A 21,524-nucleotide genomic window follows, 5' to 3' on the forward strand; every position below is an offset into this window, starting at 1 on the left:
GGCTTGATGTAATTAAGGAAGACGAACATCACTTTGGGGAGGGTAACATGCAATGAGTAGAAAACTAAGGAAGAAAGTAACAGGGGGGCTCGCGCTTTCCCTCGTCCTGTTAGCTCTATCGGGATGCGCCGGAAACAACGCGAGCAACAACAATCAGGCAACGACTTCGCCGTCTCCATCGCCGACGGACGCGGCGACGGAAGCGCCTGCCGGGGAGACCAAAATCTCGGGGGATTTTGAAATCCAATACTTTGTCGGCGGATACGGCGATGCGTGGTGGAAGGAAATGATCGGCGAGTTCAAGGCGATTTATCCGGAACTGAACATCAAAGAATCGGCCGGCTCCCAAATCAACGAACAAATGAAGCCGCGCTGGATCCAAGGCGATCCGCCGGATGTCGTCTACATCGATGGCGCGGGCTCGAACGAAACGCAGATGGTTCAGGATGACCAGCTGATGGATATTACAGACTGGGTGAGGGATGCGCAAAACGCGGATGGCGAAAATCTGGTCAGCAATTTGATTGCCCCTCCACAGGACTACAATGGCAAAAACTATACCATTCCGATGGTATTCGGCTCCTGGGGCACCTTCTATGACGCCAAGCTGTTCGCGGATAAAGGCTGGACGGTTCCTACCGATTGGGACAGTTTCCTGGCAACCAGCGAAAAGATTAAAGCGGATGGCATCAATCCTTATATCCACACCGGCAAATACCCGTACTACATCGTCGGCGGCCTTCTCAACTCCGGCTTTGTCTCCGAGAATGGCGACAATGCGCAAATCCTGAAGGATCAAGAAGCGGCCAAAGAAAACTCCTTCAACAACGATGCGGTAAGAAAGACGCTGGAGAAGATTGTCGTGATGCGCGATAAAGGCTACTTCGATAATGCATCCTTCGGCATGAACCATACGGATTCCCAGATGCTGTTCTTGCAGCATAAAGATGCGATGATCCCTAACGGCCTATGGCTGGAAAACGAAATGAGCAAGGACACGCCAGATGGCTTCAAATTCGGATTTATTCCTTCCGTTATGCAGAATGCAGGCGGCAAATATGTTGCGATTCCTTACACGAGCAATATCGCCATTGCGAAAAAAGCGAAAAACCCGGAAGCGGCTAAAGCATTCGTCGAGTTCATCTTCACGAAGAAAGCTGCCGTCCGCTGGGCCGAGCTGACAGGCGCTCTTATGAACGTGAAGGCTGATCTGGAATCCTCCAGCGCAAGCGATGTTGTCAAAACAGCCATGAAATATTTCAACGGCAGCGACACGATCGTTGCTCCAGTCTTCAAATTGAACTCGGATCTTGAGCAAGGGGAGAACGACGCTACGATCGCGTTGCTCCAAGGCACCATTACCGTGGACGAGTGGATCGACAGGATGGAAAAAGCGGCAGCGAAAGTCCGCGGTTAGGACGACCTCTCTACCTTCTAACAATCAGAGGACGATGCTCCTCTGATTGTTCTTTCAAATCTTAAGGGAGGAAGTAGACGATGATTGCGATGATGAAAAAAAATAGATCCAAAAGCTCTTGGAGCCGAAGGCTGTTTGTAGCCAGCTTCCTGCTGCCGACATTCGTTCTATTCTGTATATTCACGGTCTATCCTCTGATCCGCGGACTTTATTTAAGCTTCTTCGACTGGTCGGGCGGGTCGGAAACGATGAACTTTATCGGTATCGATAATTACAAGGAGCTCTTCGCGGATCCGATTATTCCGATTGCCATATCGAATGACTATTTCCTCATCTTCTGGAAAGTAATCCTCATCCTATTGTTCGCTGTATTCTTCGCTGTCGCGTTAACGAGGCTGAAGCTCAAGGAATATGGATTTTACCGCGTCGTCTTTTTTCTTCCGAACATTATTTCCGTCGTTGTTATCGGCGTTCTGTGGAGCTTTATCTACAATCCGAGCCTAGGCTTTCTGAATGCATTCCTCTCGCTATTTACCGATACGCCCGTAACGACGAACTGGCTCGGTTCCGCCGGCTCTGCGGTCTGGTCTTTGCTTCCTCCAAGCGTATGGGCGGGGATCGGATTTTATATGCTGCTTATTATCGCATCCATACTAGCTATTCCCAGCTCTTTATATGAAGCAGCCAACATAGACGGAGCGGGTGAATGGAAGCAGTTCACGAGCATTACGATGCCCCTGATCTGGGAGCAGTTCAAAACATCCGTTATCCACATTACGATTACAACGCTGAACGGTTCATTCATCATCGTAAAGCTTATGACGGAAGGCGGTCCCGACAATCAGACGCAGGTTCTTGGCTACTATCTGTATCAGATGGGCTTTAAGCAGTTCCATATGAGCTATGGAGCGACCATTGGCGTCGTCATCTTAATTCTATCCTTACTGACAACCTTAATTTTGCAAAGAGTCCTTCATAGGGAGACTATCGAAATGTAAGGAGGTGTACAAATGAATGAGCTGTCAATGAATAGGCCGAGGCGGCGGAACGTTTCGAAAACGGTCGTTCGTTTTTTCCTCTTGCTATGGTCTGTGATTGTCCTTTATCCGGTTATATGGACGTTTCTAACCTCTCTGAAGGACAATCAAATGGTTATGCTGGGCAAGCCTTGGGATTTGCCGAGCGCGCTCCATTTCGAAAATTATTCAAACGTGTGGAGCCGCGCGCATTTCGGCGATTATTTCTTCAATTCCTTGATCGTTACGGTCGGAAGCATAGCCTTGTCCATGGCGCTCGCCGCAACAACAGCGTACATATTGGCCCGATTCCGGTTTAAGGGAAGAGGCATTCTCTACTTTGCCTACATCGCCTCGATGATGATTCCGACGACGCTTGGATTGATTCCTTTATTCTTTTTGCTGAGCGATCTTCAATTGGATAATACCTTATTCGGACTCATCCTGGTTTATTCGGTAGGTACCATCGGCATCCTGCCCTTCGCCATTTTTTTCCTGATTGGCTTCTATCAATCGCTGCCCAAGGAATTAGAGGAAGCCGCTACGATAGACGGCTGTACGGATTACGGCATCTTCTTCCGAATCATGCTGCCCTTATCGAAGCCGGGGTTAATTACCGTAGGCATTATGAACACCTTGACCGTGTGGAACGAGTACATTATGGCTACGGTCTTGACCAATAACCCGGAGAAGTACACCGTTCCCGTCGGGATCGCCATCATGCAGGCGGAGATGCAATATCGGACCGAATGGGGACCGCTGTTTGCCGGACTAGCGATTTCGATGTTCCCCGTCATCCTGATTTACGTGTTTTACCAGCGGCAGATTACCGGCGGACTGACAGCCGGCGCTTTGAAGGGATAGGCAAATGAATAGGCGCGTCAGCTTTTCCGGAAGTCGTCGCGCCGATCTTATTTGCGGTTAGGCCATGCCAATATAATCAATGGAAAGGTTTTGATCGGATGTCTAAAAAGACCGTTAGTCTGTTGGCGAGTATTCTCATGCTGTCGAGCGTGTTCACCAGCGCGGCAAGCGCCGCGTCAGACTCTCCTAGTAACGAACCAGCCGCAGCCAGTGTCCCCTACGAAATTTACCCTCTCCCGCAAAAAACGACTTACACGGGTACGAACGTCACGCTAACCGATGAAGTGAATATCGTTTTTGAAAGCGCTATCGATGAATACACCGAAAATTTTCTTGAGAAAATGTTGTCCGAGAATGGCATCGAAGCTGCGACATCGGAAGCCATCGTTGCCGATAAGACGAATATTCTGATCGGCGTCAAAGATTCTGACGGCTATGTCGATGCCTATTTTGATGCTCATATCAATTATGACGCCGATATTTTCGCCAATCAGGATGCTTACGTTCTGGAAATCGACGATCAAGAGGCAGATGCCGACCATATCGCCATCTTGGGCGCGGATACGGATTCCGCCTATTATGGGCTGGCATCGCTTAAGATGATTTTGGACCAAGCGTCGGAGAGCGAGGTTCAAGAAGTAAAGATCGAAGATTTTGCCGACACCAACTTCAGGGGCTTCATCGAAGGTTTCTACGGTTTTCCATGGTCGCATGAGGATCGTATAAGCTTGATGCGGTTCGGCGGAACGATGAAGATGAATTCTTACATTTTCGCGCCGAAGGATGACAAGTACCATAACTCGGCATGGAGAACGCTGTATCCTGCCGCGGAACTGGCTAAGATTAAAGAATTGGTCGATGTCGGACACGAATCCAAAACGCAGTTCGTATGGGCGATTCACCCCGGCTTCAACATGATCAACTGGAATAATTACGACGCCGAGCTCGCGACGTTGATTGCCAAGCTAGAGCAGCTTTACGGTATCGGCGTTCGCCAATTCGGCTTGTTCATGGATGATATCAGCACCTCCCAGTCGTTGACGGACAAGGATAAGCACGTGAAGCTCATCACGGATGTTGCCAATTGGGTTGCCAGCAAGGGAGACGTGAAATCGCTCATTTATTGCCCTCCATTCTACAATCAAAGCTGGACAGGCGCGGGCGGCAAGCCTTATCTTCAAGCGCTTGCCAATGTGCCTGAAAATGTAGAAATCATGTGGACGGGCAGAGGCGTAGTCGGAACCGTCAACACGGCCGATATGCAATGGCCGAAGGACGCGCATGGCAGAGATCCGTATGTGTGGCTCAATTGGCCGGTCAATGACTACAAAGATTCCAGGCTGATGCTTGGCAAGGGAGAGGTGCTTAAGCCAGGCACGCATAATATATCAGGCGTCGTATCGAATCCGATGGGGCATGCCGAGCTATCGAAAATTGCTTTATTCGCCGTTGCGGACTACACATGGAATGTGGATGACTTCAACGTCGACAAGAGCTGGATCGATTCCTTCGGCTATGTAGCTCCCGAGGTTGCTTCCGAGCTTAACGCCATCGCTTACCATCTTAGCGATCCGTCGCCAAGCGGTCATGGTCTTGTCGTAGGCGAGTCGGAGAATATCAAGGAGGAGCTTGAATCGTTTCTAACTCGTTACGCAAGCGGCCAGTCGGTTGCAGAAGTTGGTCAGACCTTGATCGAGGAATTCGACCATGTGCTGAATGCGATCGACTCCTTCCGAGCGAACATTCAAAATCCGGCGATGCTGGAGGAAATTAATCCTTGGTTGAACGTACTGCATCATGTTCTTCAAGCGGATAAATCGGTGGTCCTGTCTGCGCTGGCGGTACAGAACGGAGAGCTGGATGCAGCATGGGAGGAGCTGGCCAAAGCGACAAGCGCGATGGCCGCATCGAAATCATTCAAAATCAAAAAGTTAAACGCTCCGGACGTTACCGTTGAAGCTGGAGCGAAACGGCTCGTTCCGTTTGCTCAACAATTATTGAATAAGCTGGATGCGCAAATTTATAGTTCCATTGATCCGGACTTCGTCATTCCGGTCGCAACTAGCTCTTATGGGTCGGTTAACGGTCTGAACAAAATGGTCGATGGCGATTTGAGTACGAATGTATACATTCAGACGCTTCAGAAGAATGGCGACTGGTTCGGTCTGGACTTGGGCAAGACCGTTCAAGTGAATGATGTCACCATCACACAAGGCCGCACGGACAGCGATCATGACATTTTCCAACGAGGGATATTGGAATATTCCGCCGATGGACAGACTTGGACGGCAATCGGAGAAGAGCGATCCGGCTTCAAAATTGCGGTGAAGGAGCTTGAGCTGGAAGCAAGATATATCCGGTATCGGTTGACCCATGCCGGTGTTCCAGGCGGCAAGCCTGATCTGTGGACGGCGGTCAGAGAATTTGCGGTTAACGAGAACACAGGCAAAGCGGGCATTTATACGAATGTTCCCGGGCTCAAGGATACAGCCGTTGCTTCAACGCCGACTTCCGTTGAGATTGCAAATCTTAGCCAAATTACATTGCAGGCATCGGAGTATGTGGGCATGAAGCTGCAGTCGATCGAGCAGATCGCAGAGGTAACGCTGGCAAGCGCCAATCCGGAAGTCGTAATGGAGTCCTCCGAGAATGGCGTTGAATGGACGGCAGTTACTGCTGCTGCGCCTTACAACGATGCCGCTTACTTCCGGCTAATCAACAAAGGCGATCAGGCGGTCACATTCGATCTGGGCCGTTTGTTCGTGAAGCTGAATAAGTTCACCGAGCCAGTTGTTACGCATAACTATGGAAGCATCTATCAGGGCAATATTAGTCAGGTTTACAATGCGGATTTGGTGAACAAGGTATGGTTCGGCAGTATTCAAACAGCCGGCAAATACGTGCAGGTGGACATGGGCGGGGTCGTAAATGTACGCAATGTCGCAGTCGTCATCGGCGACGGAGAAGGCGACTTCTTCCGCAAAGGCGACTTGCAGCTATCGGCGGACGGCCAGAATTGGATCACCATTCACAGCTTCAATAACCCTGGCGACCGCAGCCTGAACTTTCCCGAGCATGAGGTTCCTTACCGGTACAAGCGAGTTCAGGTAGAAGAAACGGCTGCCAGATATGTCAGATTAATCTCCACACAGACGCATGACGCATGGTTCGCATTAAATGAGATCATCGTGAATGAAGGGCTGGATCGCCCTGGATCGGAGAATCCTTCCATTCAAGTGAATCCGCAGGGCGCAACTGGCAATGAAGGGCTATATGCGATCGATCATCAATTGTCGACGTTCTACACGCCTAGCGGCGAACCTGCGACAGGGCAGCTTACTTACAAGTTGTCCAATGAAACGAAGCTGGGCGAAGTCATTATACTGCAGAACCCTTCTCGCATTTCCAATGCAGCGGTTTCGGTAAGAGATGCGAAGGGCTGGCATGAAGCCGGCACGCTATCCGAATCTTTCAACCGGATCGACACCTCCGACATGGAGGATGTGCTTGAAGTTCGTCTGCAATGGAATGGAGCCGTGAAGCCTCAAATCCATGAGATCATCCCGGTGAAGAGGGACGGAGATGTCGTTATTCCTGAAGGTCCGGCAACAAGCCTGACAGGCGATGACACCGTTGTCGGAGGACAGGAGTTCGAGGTTCAATACGGGATCAAGCAAGTAGAAGGGCTTAAATATGCGGCGAGCATTGTGTTGACTTACGATCCGAATGTCATGTCGTTCGTTTCCGCAGCTGAGCTTCAACCGGGAATTTCGATCATCAAGACAGTATCGGATACGCCGGGACAAATTCAATTGATCATGGCCTCTCAAGGGGCGAATCATCCGATAACGGGCGATACCCAGCTGGCGAAGCTGACCTTCCGCGCATTAGATGTGCCGGAGACGACAGAAGGCCAAATGACGGTCAGCCAGACGATTCTTGGAGATGCGGAAGGCACAGAGACGGGGCTGGCTCCATCTACTTACCGTATCGAGATCACAGCTGTTCCGAAGGGTATGGAAGGCGACGTCAATGGCGACGATCGAGTATCGGTTGGCGACCTTGCGCTGATCGCCGCGAATTACGGCAAAGACGAGGACAGCGCGGATTGGGCCCAAGTGAAGCATTTGGATGTCAAGGCTGACGGCAGCATTGATCTCCTTGATTTGGCTTTGGTCGCGAAAAAGATTTTGGGGTAAAACGCAAAACGTTTTGTAACAAGAAAAGACGGCTACCATCCAAGCATGCGGATATGTAGCCGTCTTTTTCTCTAATGGAGGTGGATATGGTGATGCATTGGAATAAGGTATTAAGTCTTGTCATCATTGTTTCTGTTGTCATGGCGATCACGAATATAGCCCCGGCCGTTTCGGCAGAGGCTGCGGCACCGGAGCCTGTCATTATCGATGTAACGGATTATGGAGCGATTCCGAATTCTATGGAGGATGCAGCGTCGCCCGTACAACAGGCACTTGCAGCGGCTGCCAAAGTCGAAGGCCCCGTAGTTATTCATTTTCCTGAGGGAAGATGATATGATTTCTATTCGGAAAATGCGGAGAAGCGGCCCTATTATATTTCCAACACGGCTTCCGAAAGCGAAAATCCGGATGTAACGAAAACGATTGGACTTCTTCTTAAGGATCTGGTTAATGTGACCGTTGAAGGAAACGGTTCCTTGTTTATGCTTCACGGGAAGATGACTTCATTTGTCGTGGATCAGAGCGAAAATATCGAGATCCGAAACGTAAGCGTTGACTATGAGCGTCCTACTATGTCTGAAGTTAAAGTCGTAGAGCTCGGCTCTAATTACTTGGATGTTGAAGTGAACCGGGACTCTCTATACGAAATAAGAAATAACAGGGTCTATTGGCTTTCAAGCCAAGCTGCAACTATGCCGAAGCGGGATTGATCGCGTATGGCGATGACGGTAATTATTTCTATGTCGCGCGTAAGCATCACCCTGGTTATGGGGGGCCTATCTTTACCGTCATTTCGGAGATGAACGGAGTGCCGAAGGAGGAGTATATTCGGGATTCGGTTCAAGAAGGCTCCGTTTATTTGAAGGTGACCAAGGAAGGCAGCCGCTATGCCGGTTACTATAGCCTGGATCAGTCCAACTGGATTCAGATAGGATCTGCTATCGAAAACAAGTCGATATCCCAGTTGAAAATCGGTTTATTCGCCAATAACGCAGGCGGAGGCAGCGGATACGGCGATGACGCTGATTTCTATAGCTTCCAGCTGGAGGGCCGCTCTATCCCGTTTGGCGAGAAGGTCCCGGTTCAAGGGCTTCAGGCCGTGCTGGACGCTCCGGAGGAGGTCGTATCGGAGGAACCATTCGTTACCAGCCTTGGTTACAGTCATGTCACGAATCCGATACAAGCCCAAGATATCGTCATCCATTACGATATGGACCGATTCGAGTTCATCAAGGCCGAATCCAAGCAGGAGTCTGTCAAAGTGGTCGGGATAAATCGTGATATGCCGGGGCAGGTCCGATTGATAGTGGCGAGTCTAGGGGCGAATCAAGCTCTTGCTTCGGACGGTGCGTTTATGGAATTGACATGGCGGGCCAAGGCTGACGACATGCACGCAGCAGGGAAAATCGAAACGGCGAAAGTCATTGTAAGCGATTCGGAAGGGACAGAAACGAATGCCGCCCAAGCCGCTAGTACCATCCGTATCCTGCCAATCGTACCCGGCTTGCCGGAGGATGTGAACAAGGACGGCAAGGTGAGCGTCGGAGATCTCGGCATCGTTGCCGCCCATTACGGCAAAAACGCCGGCAGTCCGGATTGGAATGCCGCGAAGATGGCGGACATAACGAAGGACGGCAAGATAGATATAGAGGATTTGGCAGCGGTCGCAAGAGAAATATTGTAAGCATACAACCTAACGAGAAATTATTAGGGACGGCGAATTGTTGAAGGATGAACTACGTGATCTTGGACAAAACGAGGCGTGGTTGAGGAATCAACTTAAATCCCATAAGGTAAAAGATATTCGGTATGTATTTATCGCAGAATGGATGGAAGGGGATGGTTTATTTATTCAAACATTTGACGATTGACCTGGCTCGAACAAAATACTCAAACGCAGCATAGTAAGCGTCAAATAGCCTACCTAGGTGAAATATGATACCGGCTCCGGATACCATCTAGCAACGCGTAAGAAGGCTATGCCGACAGGGCATAGCCTTCTTGCGTTCCGGGAAGTCAAATCTCTTCCACGGGTTCGTCCAGTACGGCGAGCTGCAGCTTGCGAAGCTCCTGCTTGAGCGACTTCGCGACATCTGCATAGGAGTCATAGCCGTACACATTTTTCAGCTCGTAAGGGTCCAGCTCCAGGTCGAACAGCTCCCACTCGGGCGAGCGGTTCTCTTCGATCGAGCCCGACGTGCCCAGCGCTTCGCCGTAATAATAAATAAGCTTGTACCGTTCCGTCCGTATGCCGTAATGCGAATAGACGTTATGGTGTTCGTCCAGGTGCATCCAATACCGGTAGTACATCGAGGTGCGCCAATTATCCGGCGTCCCGGCATCTTCCCAGATGGGTCGCAGGCTGCTGCCTTGCATCTCATCGGGAATCGGTATGCCTGCGTAGTCCAGGAAGGTCGCCGGAAAATCGATGTTGAGCGTCATCGCATCCGTTCTCGAGCCTGCCCGAATCTCGCGCGGATAACGGACGATGAACGGCATCCGAAGCGATTCCTCGTACATGAAGCGTTTGTCATACCAGCCGTGGTCGCCTAAGAAAAAGCCTTGATCGGAGGTATAGATGACGATCGTATCTTCGGCTATGCCGTCCTCCTCCAGGTAGTCGAGCAGACGTCCGACGCTCTCGTCAATGGAGGCGACGCATCGTAGATAATCCTTGATGTACCGCTGGTATCTCCATTTCTTCGCTTCGATCGGCGAGAGTCCATCCGGAGGCGATCCTTTAAGATCCACCTCGTCATTCATATGGCTGTCAATGCGCATCCGCGCATCGACAGCGGCCTTGGAACGAGTGGCGTAATCGTCGTAGAAGGTTTCCGGTTCCGGAATTACCGTATCCTCGTAGAGCGACTCGTATTTCTTGGCAGGGACCCACGGACGATGGGGGGCTTTATGATGACACATAAGGAGAAACGGGCGATCCCTGTCGCGCTTGTCCATCCAATCGATCGAGAAGTCCGTAATGACATCGGTAACGTATCCTTTGAATTTTTTCAGCTCGCCCATTTCGTAGAAGTGAGGATTATGGTAGTCCCCTTGGCCGGGGACGACCGTCCAATAATCGAAGCCCGTAGGGTCGGCATTGCCGCCGTGCCCGAGGTGCCACTTGCCGATCATCGCGGTCTGGTAGCCGCCTTCCTGGAGCAGCTTAGGGAAGGTCATTTGTCTGCCGTCCAGCTCGTCCTCGATCGACTTGACGCCGTTCAGATGATTGTATTTGCCCGTAAGGATGGCTGCCCGACTAGGCGAGCAGATCGAGTTCGTGCAGAAGCAATTGTCGAACAGCATGCCTTCATTCGCGATCCGGTCCAGCTGAGGCGTCCGATTGATGCGGCTGCCGTAGCAGCTCATGGCGTGCGAAGCATGATCGTCCGACATCATAAACAAAATGTTTGGTTTCCGTTCCGTATGCATAATCGTTTCACCCCTATTCGAATATAAACGCGACATTGAGCTCGCGGATCAGACTGGAAATCTCCTTGGTGCGTTTCATTCCGAATTTTTTGAGCAGCGTATTGATCTGGGATTTGATGGTGACGGGCTCTACCATGCGAAGCCTGGCCATATCCTCAACCTTGCAGCTTGCGAGCAGAAGCTTGATGATGTCCCGCTCGGCCTGCGTAAGCTGGGACAGGATGCTCATGAAGAAGATCAGCTTACTCTCCGTCTGCTTGAGCCGGGAGAACTCGCTCTTCAGCTTGGAGGACATCGAGGAGGAGCCATGCTTCTGCTCCTCATAAGCGTATTCAATGCTTCGTATGATTTCGTCATGCTCGGCCGACTTCACCAGATAGTCTCTCGCATTGGTTAACGTGTAAGCCTTGTATATCGTTTCGTCGTCTTCGTGCACGGTTAAGAAGATGATCCCGAGCTCCGGCCTCAGAACGGATAACCGATTCGCGGCTTCGATGCCGTCCTGATGGGACTCCATCTCGATATCCATCAGCATAATGTCCGGATTCGCCTGCAGCGCAAGCTCCACAGCCTCATTGCCGGTAGCGGCGGCGCCCGCCCATTCCATCTGGGGACGGTTCTCGATCATTTCCGAGAAATCCTGTCTGAGGATGTCATGATCCTCGGCGACGGCAACCCGTATGATGCGAGAGGACCAGCGGTTAATCATCGGATCTGTATATGGGTAAGTAAACATAAAATGTCGTACCCTCCCCGAGTTTGCTGTCGAACCGGACATAGCCAAAGTGGGCTTTCACCGTCTGCTGAACGTAGGACAAACCCAGTCCCCAATTCGTGTCCGAATTTTTGCGGGTGTAGAACGGATCGAATATTTGATGGCGATGGTTCTTGTCGATGCCGGTCCCGTTATCCTTGATTTGCAAGACGACATAATGGCCGGCCAGGCAGCTGTCAAAGCTGACGGAAGGCGCTCGTCCGAGACCTCTGTTGTCATGGACGGCATCGAAGGCATTGGACAGCAGGTTGTAGACGGTCTGGACGATATAAGGGAGGTCAGCCAAGATCAGATGCTCCTTGAACGGCTTGGCCCGGAGCAGAGCCCGCTGCTCCGGATCCAGCTTCGGCAGAACATGCTCATAAATGAATCGAACGCTTGTCGGCCGAAGGCGCATCCGATTCGTCTTGAACGCGCCGTACAATTCGTCCATGCGCTGCAGGATTTGGTCGTTGCTGGCGGCTAGTCTCTCCAGATCATCCCGTATAAGCCCCGAGTGCTCCGTCCGGCCCGCGTTCTGATCTTCAGCCTCCGGGGCTTCCGCCATACGCCTCTTCAGATTGCGAATCAGCACCCGCTGCGCAAGGATTTGATTTTTGATTCCGTGCGTAAAGACGCGAACGCCCATATCGCTCTGGCGAATTTTTTTCTCCACGAGCAGCTCCGGCTTGCCGATCTGCCCCACCAGCTTGTTGTATCTCCATAGGGAGAACCCGCCGACGATCGTGACGACGAAGCTTATGCCGATGAGGACGTACCACTGAATAACGGACAGCATGCTGTGGTAGTAGAGTGATCCCATATAGAAATAGGTCGTCGATACGGCATGGCTGACCTGCAGCGGGGACAATACGCCGAACAGCAAGAAGATGACGGCGAGGTTGACGACGGTCACGAACACGATCATGAATTTATTCCGGAGCCACGGCGTCCTCATCGTTCCAAGCTCGCGGATAAGCAAGACGAGCAATATAAGCTCGTAAAGCAAATAGGAAGCCCGCATAATGAACGCTGTCCGGCTATGAACGATATCGGGCAAATGTTCGGTAAGGCGAGCGTATACGACGGGTTCATAAATCAGATAGCTGAGCAGCGCGAACAGGAATGAGACGGCATAAGCGATTTTTTTGAACCTAGGCCGAATGATCGTGCTCACGCCAATGACGAACCCGGCCATAAAAAACAAAAAAACGGCGCGTCCAATCGAAAGAAGGCGACTCATCTCGTCGATCGTAATGGTCGAATACTGGAAGTACCGATGAATATCCGGATGCAGGAAAAAAATAAATTCCATCCGATATGGCAAGCCGCCGCTCTTGGCGAAATAGTACATAAATCCGACGATGAGCAGGATGCTGCCTGCGAAGCAACCGGTCAACCAAGCCGAAGAGGATTTCATGCTGGTAGTCACAAGCACGATGCCGGTAATCGTCATGACGGCTAATATAAACAGGATCATGCCTGCCAGCTCCTAATGGAATAGTAACGACGACGAATCGTCGTTACTATTCTAGCACAGGTGAATAAGCACAATTTTTGGAACTTTTGCAGGGACGCGATTATTCCGCGATTTTGCCCATCAAGTCAAATGCGACATAGTCCTCGACCGGGGCTCCTTTCTCGAGCTTGCCGCTTGACAAGAACAGCTCTTGCTGCTGCTCATACCATTTTTTTGCGGTGCCGTCCGCGAACAGCTCCCGGACCTCCGTTCCCGTCATCCAAACGCCGCTGTCCACTTCTTCCTGGACCGATTCGACAGGGGTCGCATTAAGCTCGGCCACATAGCCGACAACCTCGTCCAGATTGTCCGCGCGGTAGTCCATCGCTTTGTGCAGGCCTTTCAGAAAACGAACGACTTTGTCTTCATTTTTGCTTAAGTAGTCCGGCGTTACGATCCAGCTGGAAGGGAATACGAACTCTTCGCTGAAGCTTGCGCTGTTCGCAAGTACCGTAATGCTTTCCTTGCCGACCGCTTTTTTGATTTCGGTGGAGTAGGGCGCCCATACAATGGCGGCATCCACTTTGTCGGCGATAAATGCGGAGACGGCGCCGGCCATGTCCATATTGACCAGCTTAATGTCGTCGCGAGTCATGCCTTCCTTCTTCAAAGCCAGATCGAGCACAATTTCTCCCGATGTGCCAAGCTGCGTCGCAACCGTCTTGCCCTTCAAATCCTTCACCGTCGCGATGCCGGAATCCGTGCGTACCATCAGCTCCTCGGCTTTGCTCAGCACGTCCAGCGAGACGATCTTCACTTTGCCTTCTACGGCAAGGAAGTGCGCGCCATGTCCGACATAACCGAGATCGATGTCTCCGGAGATCATGGCGGCAACTTCTGTAGGACCGCTAGTGAATTTGACGAGCTCGATCTCGAGGTTCTGTTCTTTGAAGAAATCCTTCTTTATACCGGTAATGACTGCGGAGGAGCCGCCCATATTGGGATGGTACGCAATACGAAGCTTATCCGGCTTAGGAGCGGCGGTAGGCTCCGCGCTCGGCTCGGAGGAAGCTTCTGCGCTCGCGCCCGGCGTTGCGCTCGCGCCGGCATTCCCGTTATTCCCGCCATTCGAACTGCCGCATGCTGCCATTGTGAACATAAGGACGGAAGCGAGTGCAATCGTTAACCATTTTTTCATGAAGATCCCCTCATTTCTATTATTTTTTGGCGTCCAGGTATTCTTGATAGACCAGGCTCCAAATTTCGTTCTTGATATCGTGAAACTCCTTGGACATACGCGTTTCCTGTGTCCGGGGATACGCAAGATCGATCGGAACAATGGCCTTGATCCGTCCGGGCCTGGCGCTCATGACCACGACGCGGCTGGCAAGCAGCACGGCTTCTTCGACATCGTGAGTAATGAAGAAGCAGGTTTTCTGTTCTTGCTCCCATGTGTGAAGCAGCTCTACCTGCAGCTGCGTCCGCGTCTGCGCATCAAGCGCTCCGAACGGCTCATCGAGCAGCAGCAGCTGAGGATTGACGGCGTAGGCGCGGGCAATCGCGACACGCTGCTTCATGCCCCCGGAGAGCTCCTTCGGATAAGCGTCTGCAAAATCCTTAAGCCCCACCGATTCAATATATTTTTTCGCGATGGACCTGCGCTCGCCTTTGCCCACTTTTTTGAGCTTGAGTCCGAATTCAACATTTTGTCTCACGGTCAGCCAGGGGAACAGCGCGTATTGCTGGAAGACGACGCCCCGTTCGCTGCTCGGTCCGTGAATGGACGCTCCATCGATGCGGACTTCGCCGGAGGTAGGGACGTCCAGCCCAGCGAGAATATTCAGCAGCGTCGTTTTGCCGCAGCCCGACGGGCCGACGACGCATATGAATTCGTTGTTCGCTATTCTCAAGCTGGTATCGTTCAGCGCGACGACCTCTCCGCGAGAGGTTTGAAAAACTTTGCGGACCGCGTCGATCTCTACTTTCGCAGGCTCCGGCTTCGCTTGCTCTGTACTCGCTTCCCTTAGCATCACTACACGCTCCGCACTTCCTGCCATCCCGCCAGCCTCCTCTCCAGGAACAATAAGACCTTATCAAGCAGAAAACCGATAATGCCGATCATCACAATGCCCAAAATAACGATTTCCATCCGGAAGTACAAGCTTGCTTCCTGAATCATCTGACCGAGGCCGACTTGAGCGCCCGTTAATTCCGCGGCGATCAACGTCGTCAGAGCGGCGCTTAGTCCAAGCCGCAGCGCGACCAGAATGAACGGGAAGGATGCCGGAATGATGACATGGAAGAAGATGTCTCGGTCCTTGGCCCCCAGCACGCGCGAAGCTTTGATCAACGTCACGTCTACATTTCGTACGCCCTGGTAGATCGAGACGACCATCACAAGGAACGAAGCCACGAATATAACGGTAATCTTGGCGCTCTCTCCAACCCCTTGCGCAACGATAACGAGAGGAATGTAAGCAATGGGAGGAATGGTCCTTAAGAATTGGATCCAAGGCTCGACGAGCATCCGGCATACTCTGTACCATCCCATCAGGAAGGCGACCGGAATGGCGACGAGCAGCGCAAGCGCGAAGCCTCCGAGCACGCGGAACAAGCTTGCGTAAATATGCTCCAGCAGCCTGCCGCTGGACGCTTCCTTGATGAAGGCGTCGAACGTATCGACAGGTCCCGCGAAAACGGCTCCGGCTTTCGTCATCGATACCAGCTGCCAAACGAGAAGTCCGAGCAAGAGGGATATGGTTAGAAAAACCTTTCCATTAATTCGGTCAAGCATCTGTCCGATTCTAGTTGCAGGTTTGTTGTCCATGCCTCTCCACCTTTGCTATGTAATGGGGTGCTGCTGGTCTCATTGTACGAATTAACAAATCGTTAAAATAGTATGAATTTTTTTATAACCTAGCACGAAACGCCAATACCGTCGAAGGTACAAATAGTACCGAATAGTCGTTACTACAACTGGTTATTGTTTCAGGGGTACCCAATTTAAATGCGAATTCTCCTAATTTTCGATGTATTGTCATCTTTTTAGGCCGCGGCAACGCACGTATACTTAAACTGTAAAGGGGTGAGGGACTTTGAATAAACATAAACTCGGCATTCGCATGATTAGACAATGGGATTTGCAAGTAATGGTGATCCCGGCATTATTATTCGTGATCGTATTTAGCTACATCCCAATGTGGGGATTGCTTATGGCATTTCAAGATTTCAATATATTTAATGGATTTATGGCAAGTCCATGGGTGGGGTTGAAGCATTTTCAAGATTTTTTTCATGCGTCTGACTTTTGGATAATAATGCGAAATACAATTGTGATTAGCTTCCTGAAACTATTAATAGGCTTTCCAGCGCCAATAATACTGGCACTGATGCTTAATGAAGTTAGAATTCTATCATTTAAGAAGGTTGTACAAACGATTAGTTATATTCCACATTTTATATCGATGGTTATAGCGACAGGACTGCTAATTAACTTGTTGTCAGTTGATCATGGCAGTATAAATGAATTGTTAATGTATTTGAACATCATTGATTCGCCGGTCAACTGGCTGTCAACACCGGAATACTTTTGGAGCATACTCGTCTCATTAGGCATATGGAAGGATGTTGGATTTGGCGCTATTATTTATGTCGCTGCAATTGCCGGCATCGACCCCCAATTGTACGAAGCCGCACAGCTAGACGGTGCGAGCCGATTTAAGCAAATTTTCGCAATTACGCTTCCGTGCATTATGCCAGTTATTATAATTTTCCTAATATTAGCAATAAGCAACACTTTGAATATTGGCTTCGAGGAGATTTTGCTTTTAACAAATAAAGGCGCAAATGCTGTAGTAAAAGATGTGTCTGACATTGTAGATACGTATGTGTACAGAGTAGGGATTCAAAGCCAACGATATTCATATGCAACAGCGGTAGGCGTATTCAAATCAATTGTTAGTGTTATGCTCCTCGTACTCGCTAATGCAGCTTCTAGAAAATTCAGCAACTCAAGTTTGTGGTAGGGGGGGGGGGGGGGGGGATCTATGAACTCGAATTTAAGTGAAAAAGCGCTAATGGCGTTTATTTATAGCTCCTTATTTGTATTGATGTTTGTAACACTGTATCCGTTTTGGAATGCGATTGTCATCTCCTTCAATACAGGGCACAATACAGCCCTCGGGGGACTAAGCTTTTGGCCAAGAGATTTTACGATGAAAAATTATCAGGTTGTATTACGGGACTCGCGATTGTTAGACGCATTTGTTGTTACAGCATTAAGAACAGTAGTAGGCACAGTTTTATCTATATTTTTCACATCCTTATTTGCCTATGGATTGTCCAAAAAGGAACTAATCGGAAGAAAATATTATATGGTGATTTGTGTGATCACGATGTACTTTAGCGGCGGCCTTATTCCAACCTTTTTACTTATCCGCGAATTGCATCTTATGAATACATTTTGGGTCATGGTTATTCCGGGGATAATCAGTGTTTGGAATATGATTATTTTCCGCACGTTTTTCATTCAATTGCCTGAAGGATTGGAGGAATCGGCCAAAATGGATGGATGCAATCATCATGGCGTATTTTTTAGAATTGTGCTTCCGATATCAGGGCCTGTTGTTGCGACACTATCGTTATTTACAGCTGTATGGCATTGGAATTCATGGTTTGATGCCAGCATTTATATTACGAATCCCAAATTATTGCCTATTCAAACGCTGCTGTCCAACATCGTTAATTCCAATCTTGTAAGTGAATCGTCTCAATTTTTGAAGCAAACGACTGTAAAAGCGATTCAACAAGCCAATATAGTGACGTATAGGTCTTTGCTTATGACAACTATGGTGATTTCTACAATACCGGTACTCGTTGTATTTCCCTTCGTTCAGAAATACTTTTCGAAAGGTGTGCTGGTAGGCTCGTTAAAGGAGTAGAGCATTAGCTTGTTATTAAAAGCTGATTTCACTGCAGGGATATCAGTTTTTAATATAGTATTGATATTTCGATATAAAAAGGGAGGACAAAAAATGAAACGACAATTACAGATATTCATGTTATTGGTTTTGGCTGTATCGTTAGTATTGGCAGGATGCAGCTCAAGTAATAATGGAAACTCTAATGCTGTATCAACGAATACTCCGGCAGAAGATAAAGGGAATCAAGCTGAAACTAACGATACCGAGAAAGAGAAAGAAAAGGATCCATTGGAAATGTCATGGTATGTTGTGTATGACTGGGTTACGATTACTCCTTGGGGTGAGGATTTATCGACTGAATGGATTAAAAATGATCAAAATGTTCAAATCAATTGGGTAGCGGCAAACGGCGCAGCCGATCAAAACTTGAACAATATGATCGTTTCAGGTGAATTGCCAGATGTTATTACAATGGATAGAGGAGCTAAAATTGAACAGCTTGTGCAGGCTGGAATGCTAGTTGCTCTCGACGAATATATCGACAAATATCCGAATTTGAAAAAATGGCTTGGCGATGATGCAATAAATATGCTGCGTTCAAGCGACGGGAAATTGTATCAATTCCCTAACTGGTACACTGGTTCTGGTGAATTAGGCGGTAATGCGGGCTGGATGATAAATACAAAAATATATAAAGAGCTTGGATCGCCTAAGCTGGAAACATTTACAGACCTGGAGAACTACTTAACTTTAGCTAAGGAAAAATATCCGGATATTACACCATTGGATGTACAAGAGCAATTCAGAGGCTTCCCTGTTATTTATTCCGGTTTTGGTGAAAACAAACCATTCTTTAACGTTGATAAAACATACTTCTATCAGGATGGCGACCAGCTGCTTCCCGTATTTGATGACCCTGCTTTAAAAGAAGCGTTGTTATATACTTCAAGACTATTCCGCAACAAGCTAATTACACAGGATGCCTTTACTCAAACCTATGATCAATACATGGAGAAGGTCAATTCTGGAAAGGCTGCAGTTGTAGTAAGTGTGGATGCATTTAATCAAGGACATGAAGGTTCATTGCCCGGAAAAGGTGTAGATGAAGAACCGCTATATAAAGCAATTTGGACAATTCATAAGGAAGGCTTGGATGCCAGCAAAATTAAGCCGGATCCGAAATATCGCACAGGCTGGAACTCTACTTTAATTACTAAGAAGGCAAAAGACCCTGAAGCAATCTTTGCGTTCATGGATTGGATGACAAGTCCAGACGGACAGCGCATTCGTTTTGATGGTCCTCCAGGGGTGCTGTGGGATGAAATCGGTGACGATGGCGTTGTTATTAAGACTAATAAATATACAGATGCGGAATTGGAAAAAATGGTATTAACGAGCGATTTCAACTGGGTAGCTAACGGTAATTACTTCGGAGAGATTGATTACAAAACGAAAATGAAAGAAGATGAAGGCGTTCGTCCTTGGACTGCTTGGAGCACATTAGCACAAAAAGAAGTGTACGGACAAACAAGCTTTGATGCTACCGAGTTTGAAAATATTTACCCTGCACCAGATTCTGATGAAGGTATTGCCGATCAAAAGATTGCGGAAATTATGCAAGAATTGCTTGCTAAGGCAGTATTTGCGAAGGATGACAGCGAAGTAGAAAAGCTGCTTGCTGCTGCTAAAGCTGACGCAGAAAAAGCAGGTATTGCTAAAGTAGTTGCTTTTAAAGAAGCAAGATGGAAAGAAAACCTGGTAAAACTGAATAAATAATCGAAAAAGAAAAGTACAATGAGCAACCCTCAGCTTCTTTAATGGAGCCGAGGGTTGCTTTAGATAGATTATTTGTTATCAAATCTATATGTTGCATCATTCTCTTTACACTAGGGTTACTCCATAAATTACAATAGAAGCAGGGGGGGGAGTCCGAATGTATAAAGTTTTACTTGTGGACGATGATTTACCTGACTTGGAGGGCTTAAAGCGCTTTATACCTTGGGATGACATGAATATGGAGGTTGCAGCGACTGTTAATAATGGGATGAAGGCGCTGTCGATTTTGGAAGAGCAGCCTATCGATATTTTAGTGACGGATATAAGAATGCCCATTATGTCTGGTCTGGAACTAACGGAACAGGTTATAAAGCTGAACAAAAAAATGAAAATAATTTTTGTAAGCAGCTACGCTGATTTTGAATATGCAAAGCAAGCGGTTAACTTGAAAGCGTTTGGATACGTGCTTAAACCGGTCGACGATCAAGAAATTATTAAGCTGTTGAAAAAAGCTAAAGATGAGCTGGATCAAGAAAAAACGCACGCCCCAATCGTTCGCAATAAACTGCTGCAGGAATGGTTTCTAGAACTAATTAATACAGAGGATGTAGCGAAGGTATTGCCAATAAACGAGTTAATTATCAAGCATGGCGAGGCCGCGGTAGCCGTTATCGAGATTGATCATCGGATCGGCATGGAGAAGGACTCATGGTTTGAGAGCTTGGTTGCTATCGTGCAAAGCTGCATGGAGCTTGATCAGCATTCCATTGTGATGAAATGGTTCAACTCCTCAATCGTCATGTTATTGCAAGGCAATGAGCAGGCAGTGATACCGCTGCTGAATGGGATACAAGAGACAGTTCGCACTAATGCAGAGTTTACCATTACGATTGGCTTGGGCCAATTTGTAGCGGACGCTGCAGATCTGCAAGCATCGTTTAAGCAAGCGCGGCAAGCCGTGCAATCCAAGCTATTTGTGAGCAAGGACAGAATTATTACGGCGGAGCAAGCGATGAGAGAGGTTAGTCTGCAGGTTATCGATCTTGAGGGGTATCTCGCATCGCTGCTGCATAGTATTTCGGAATACTCGGTTGTTGATATACATGATAGCTTAGAAGAAATATTTCGCTTATTCCAATCCAGTCGCAGCACGATTGTGGTTTACCATATCATTTACTATATATTGTCTCAGGTTGAGATTTACTTAAAAAGCCGAAATGAAAATGTAAACGATATATTAGGTGTAAATTACGAGGGACTCCATATTTTATTCGAATATGAAACATTAATTGAGATGAAGCGAAAGCTGAGGGAGATTTTGTTTCAGTGCTCGGAAAAGCTGTATTTCAAACGACAAACTGTGCCGCAAAAGCTGGTTGCTGAAATTGAACGGTACGTGTTGAATAACCTGGACAAAAAAATTACTCTTAAAGATGTTGGAGATCATTTAGCGTTTTCGGGTAATTATTTGGCTCATTTATATAAAAACAATACTGGAGTCGCATTTAGTGATTTCGTTATTCAGACGAGAATGAACAAAGCGAAGGAAATGCTCCGCAATCCTCGTTTGAAAATTTTTGAAATCGCTGAAGCGGTTGGTTATCGTGATTTGCCATACTTTACAAAGCAATTTAAAGAGTATTTTGAAGTAACGCCAAGCGAATATAGAAAGGCAGCTAAATAAG

The 21,524-nt window shown here is 48.5% G+C and carries 17 protein-coding genes; 11 read left to right on the forward strand and 6 right to left on the reverse strand.

Annotation, left to right across the window (positions count from 1 at the left end; translation table 11 throughout):
• Positions 1-52: 52 nt before the first annotated feature.
• From RB620_RS26335 to RB620_RS30430, 7 genes are all read left to right on the forward strand, one after another.
• Positions 53-1,417 (forward strand): extracellular solute-binding protein, encoded by a 1,365-nt coding sequence (locus tag RB620_RS26335; RefSeq protein WP_308099626.1) that lies wholly within the window; start codon positions 53-55, stop codon positions 1,415-1,417.
• An 80-nt stretch (positions 1,418-1,497) separates the two neighbouring features.
• The gene (locus RB620_RS26340) at positions 1,498-2,415 is read left to right on the forward strand and encodes a carbohydrate ABC transporter permease (RefSeq protein ID WP_308099628.1); all 918 of its coding nucleotides are present in this window, start codon (positions 1,498-1,500) and stop codon (positions 2,413-2,415) included.
• A 12-nt stretch (positions 2,416-2,427) separates the two neighbouring features.
• Positions 2,428-3,297: a carbohydrate ABC transporter permease gene (locus RB620_RS26345; RefSeq protein ID WP_308099629.1), complete on the forward strand. Its 870-nt coding sequence runs from the start codon at positions 2,428-2,430 to the stop codon at positions 3,295-3,297.
• A gap of 98 nt (positions 3,298-3,395) precedes the next feature.
• On the forward strand, positions 3,396-7,496 hold the full coding sequence (locus RB620_RS26350; RefSeq protein ID WP_308099630.1) for a beta-N-acetylglucosaminidase domain-containing protein: 4,101 nt from the start codon (positions 3,396-3,398) through the stop codon (positions 7,494-7,496).
• 86 nt (positions 7,497-7,582) lie between these two features.
• Complete coding sequence (locus RB620_RS26355; RefSeq protein ID WP_308099631.1) at positions 7,583-7,828, forward strand: hypothetical protein; 246 nt, start codon at positions 7,583-7,585, stop codon at positions 7,826-7,828.
• 335 nt (positions 7,829-8,163) lie between these two features.
• Positions 8,164-9,180 carry a beta-xylosidase family glycoside hydrolase gene (locus tag RB620_RS26360; RefSeq protein ID WP_308099632.1) on the forward strand — a complete coding sequence of 339 codons (1,017 nt, stop codon included), beginning with the start codon at positions 8,164-8,166 and terminating at the stop codon, positions 9,178-9,180.
• Positions 9,181-9,202: 22 nt separating this feature from the next.
• Positions 9,203-9,367 carry a YetF domain-containing protein gene (locus RB620_RS30430; RefSeq protein ID WP_374121466.1) on the forward strand — a complete coding sequence of 55 codons (165 nt, stop codon included), beginning with the start codon at positions 9,203-9,205 and terminating at the stop codon, positions 9,365-9,367.
• A 145-nt stretch (positions 9,368-9,512) separates the two neighbouring features.
• Here the strand turns inward: RB620_RS30430 and RB620_RS26365 are convergent, their stop codons facing one another.
• The 6 genes from RB620_RS26365 to RB620_RS26390 form a co-directional block, all read right to left on the reverse strand.
• Positions 9,513-10,928 (reverse strand): sulfatase family protein, encoded by a 1,416-nt coding sequence (locus RB620_RS26365; RefSeq protein ID WP_308099633.1) that lies wholly within the window; start codon positions 10,926-10,928, stop codon positions 9,513-9,515.
• A gap of 13 nt (positions 10,929-10,941) precedes the next feature.
• A complete protein-coding gene (locus RB620_RS26370; protein ID WP_308099634.1) occupies positions 10,942-11,664 on the reverse strand; it encodes a response regulator transcription factor in 723 nt (240 codons plus the stop codon).
• Complete coding sequence (locus tag RB620_RS26375; protein WP_308099635.1) at positions 11,630-13,162, reverse strand: sensor histidine kinase; 1,533 nt, start codon at positions 13,160-13,162, stop codon at positions 11,630-11,632. Before RB620_RS26375 ends, RB620_RS26370 begins: the two co-directional genes overlap by 35 nt.
• Positions 13,163-13,262: 100 nt before the next feature.
• Complete coding sequence (locus tag RB620_RS26380) at positions 13,263-14,339, reverse strand: ABC transporter substrate-binding protein (protein ID WP_308099636.1); 1,077 nt, start codon at positions 14,337-14,339, stop codon at positions 13,263-13,265.
• A gap of 19 nt (positions 14,340-14,358) precedes the next feature.
• A complete protein-coding gene (locus tag RB620_RS26385; protein WP_308099637.1) occupies positions 14,359-15,198 on the reverse strand; it encodes an ABC transporter ATP-binding protein in 840 nt (279 codons plus the stop codon).
• A complete protein-coding gene (locus RB620_RS26390; protein ID WP_308099638.1) occupies positions 15,174-15,968 on the reverse strand; it encodes an ABC transporter permease in 795 nt (264 codons plus the stop codon). The genes RB620_RS26385 and RB620_RS26390 overlap by 25 nt, the downstream gene beginning before the upstream one ends.
• 295 nt (positions 15,969-16,263) lie before the next feature.
• Between RB620_RS26390 and RB620_RS26395 the strand changes: the two genes are divergently transcribed.
• From RB620_RS26395 to RB620_RS26410, 4 genes are all read left to right on the forward strand, one after another.
• Positions 16,264-17,166 (forward strand): ABC transporter permease, encoded by a 903-nt coding sequence (locus RB620_RS26395; RefSeq protein ID WP_308099685.1) that lies wholly within the window; start codon positions 16,264-16,266, stop codon positions 17,164-17,166.
• Positions 17,167-17,187: 21 nt separating this feature from the next.
• Positions 17,188-18,081, forward strand: coding sequence for a carbohydrate ABC transporter permease (locus tag RB620_RS26400; protein ID WP_308099639.1), 894 nt, complete (start codon positions 17,188-17,190; stop codon positions 18,079-18,081).
• 93 nt (positions 18,082-18,174) lie between these two features.
• The gene (locus RB620_RS26405; RefSeq protein WP_308099640.1) at positions 18,175-19,839 is read left to right on the forward strand and encodes an extracellular solute-binding protein; all 1,665 of its coding nucleotides are present in this window, start codon (positions 18,175-18,177) and stop codon (positions 19,837-19,839) included.
• A 157-nt stretch (positions 19,840-19,996) separates the two neighbouring features.
• Positions 19,997-21,523, forward strand: a complete 1,527-nt coding sequence (locus RB620_RS26410) for a response regulator (RefSeq protein ID WP_308099641.1) — start codon at positions 19,997-19,999, stop codon at positions 21,521-21,523.
• The last annotated feature ends 1 nt before the right edge of the window (position 21,524 follow it).

Source organism: Paenibacillus sp. LHD-117 (assembly GCF_030929555.1).
Lineage (GTDB): Bacteria > Bacillota > Bacilli > Paenibacillales > Paenibacillaceae > Pristimantibacillus.

Excerpts from the sequence above, each read along its gene's own strand:
- RB620_RS26335 (WP_308099626.1), top strand. The coding sequence starts at position 53 with ATGAGTAGAAAACTAAGGAAGAAAGTAACAGGGGGGCTCGCGCTTTCC.
- RB620_RS26340 (WP_308099628.1), top strand. The coding sequence starts at position 1,498 with ATGATTGCGATGATGAAAAAAAATAGATCCAAAAGCTCTTGGAGCCGA.
- RB620_RS26345 (WP_308099629.1), top strand. The coding sequence starts at position 2,428 with ATGAATGAGCTGTCAATGAATAGGCCGAGGCGGCGGAACGTTTCGAAA.
- RB620_RS26350 (WP_308099630.1), top strand. The coding sequence starts at position 3,396 with ATGTCTAAAAAGACCGTTAGTCTGTTGGCGAGTATTCTCATGCTGTCG.
- RB620_RS26355 (WP_308099631.1), top strand. The coding sequence starts at position 7,583 with ATGGTGATGCATTGGAATAAGGTATTAAGTCTTGTCATCATTGTTTCT.
- RB620_RS26365 (WP_308099633.1), bottom strand. The coding sequence starts at position 10,928 with ATGCATACGGAACGGAAACCAAACATTTTGTTTATGATGTCGGACGAT.
- RB620_RS26370 (WP_308099634.1), bottom strand. The coding sequence starts at position 11,664 with ATGTTTACTTACCCATATACAGATCCGATGATTAACCGCTGGTCCTCT.
- RB620_RS26375 (WP_308099635.1), bottom strand. The coding sequence starts at position 13,162 with ATGATCCTGTTTATATTAGCCGTCATGACGATTACCGGCATCGTGCTT.
- RB620_RS26380 (WP_308099636.1), bottom strand. The coding sequence starts at position 14,339 with ATGAAAAAATGGTTAACGATTGCACTCGCTTCCGTCCTTATGTTCACA.
- RB620_RS26385 (WP_308099637.1), bottom strand. The coding sequence starts at position 15,198 with ATGGCAGGAAGTGCGGAGCGTGTAGTGATGCTAAGGGAAGCGAGTACA.
- RB620_RS26390 (WP_308099638.1), bottom strand. The coding sequence starts at position 15,968 with ATGGACAACAAACCTGCAACTAGAATCGGACAGATGCTTGACCGAATT.
- RB620_RS26395 (WP_308099685.1), top strand. The coding sequence starts at position 16,264 with ATGATTAGACAATGGGATTTGCAAGTAATGGTGATCCCGGCATTATTA.
- RB620_RS26400 (WP_308099639.1), top strand. The coding sequence starts at position 17,188 with ATGAACTCGAATTTAAGTGAAAAAGCGCTAATGGCGTTTATTTATAGC.
- RB620_RS26405 (WP_308099640.1), top strand. The coding sequence starts at position 18,175 with ATGAAACGACAATTACAGATATTCATGTTATTGGTTTTGGCTGTATCG.
- RB620_RS26410 (WP_308099641.1), top strand. The coding sequence starts at position 19,997 with ATGTATAAAGTTTTACTTGTGGACGATGATTTACCTGACTTGGAGGGC.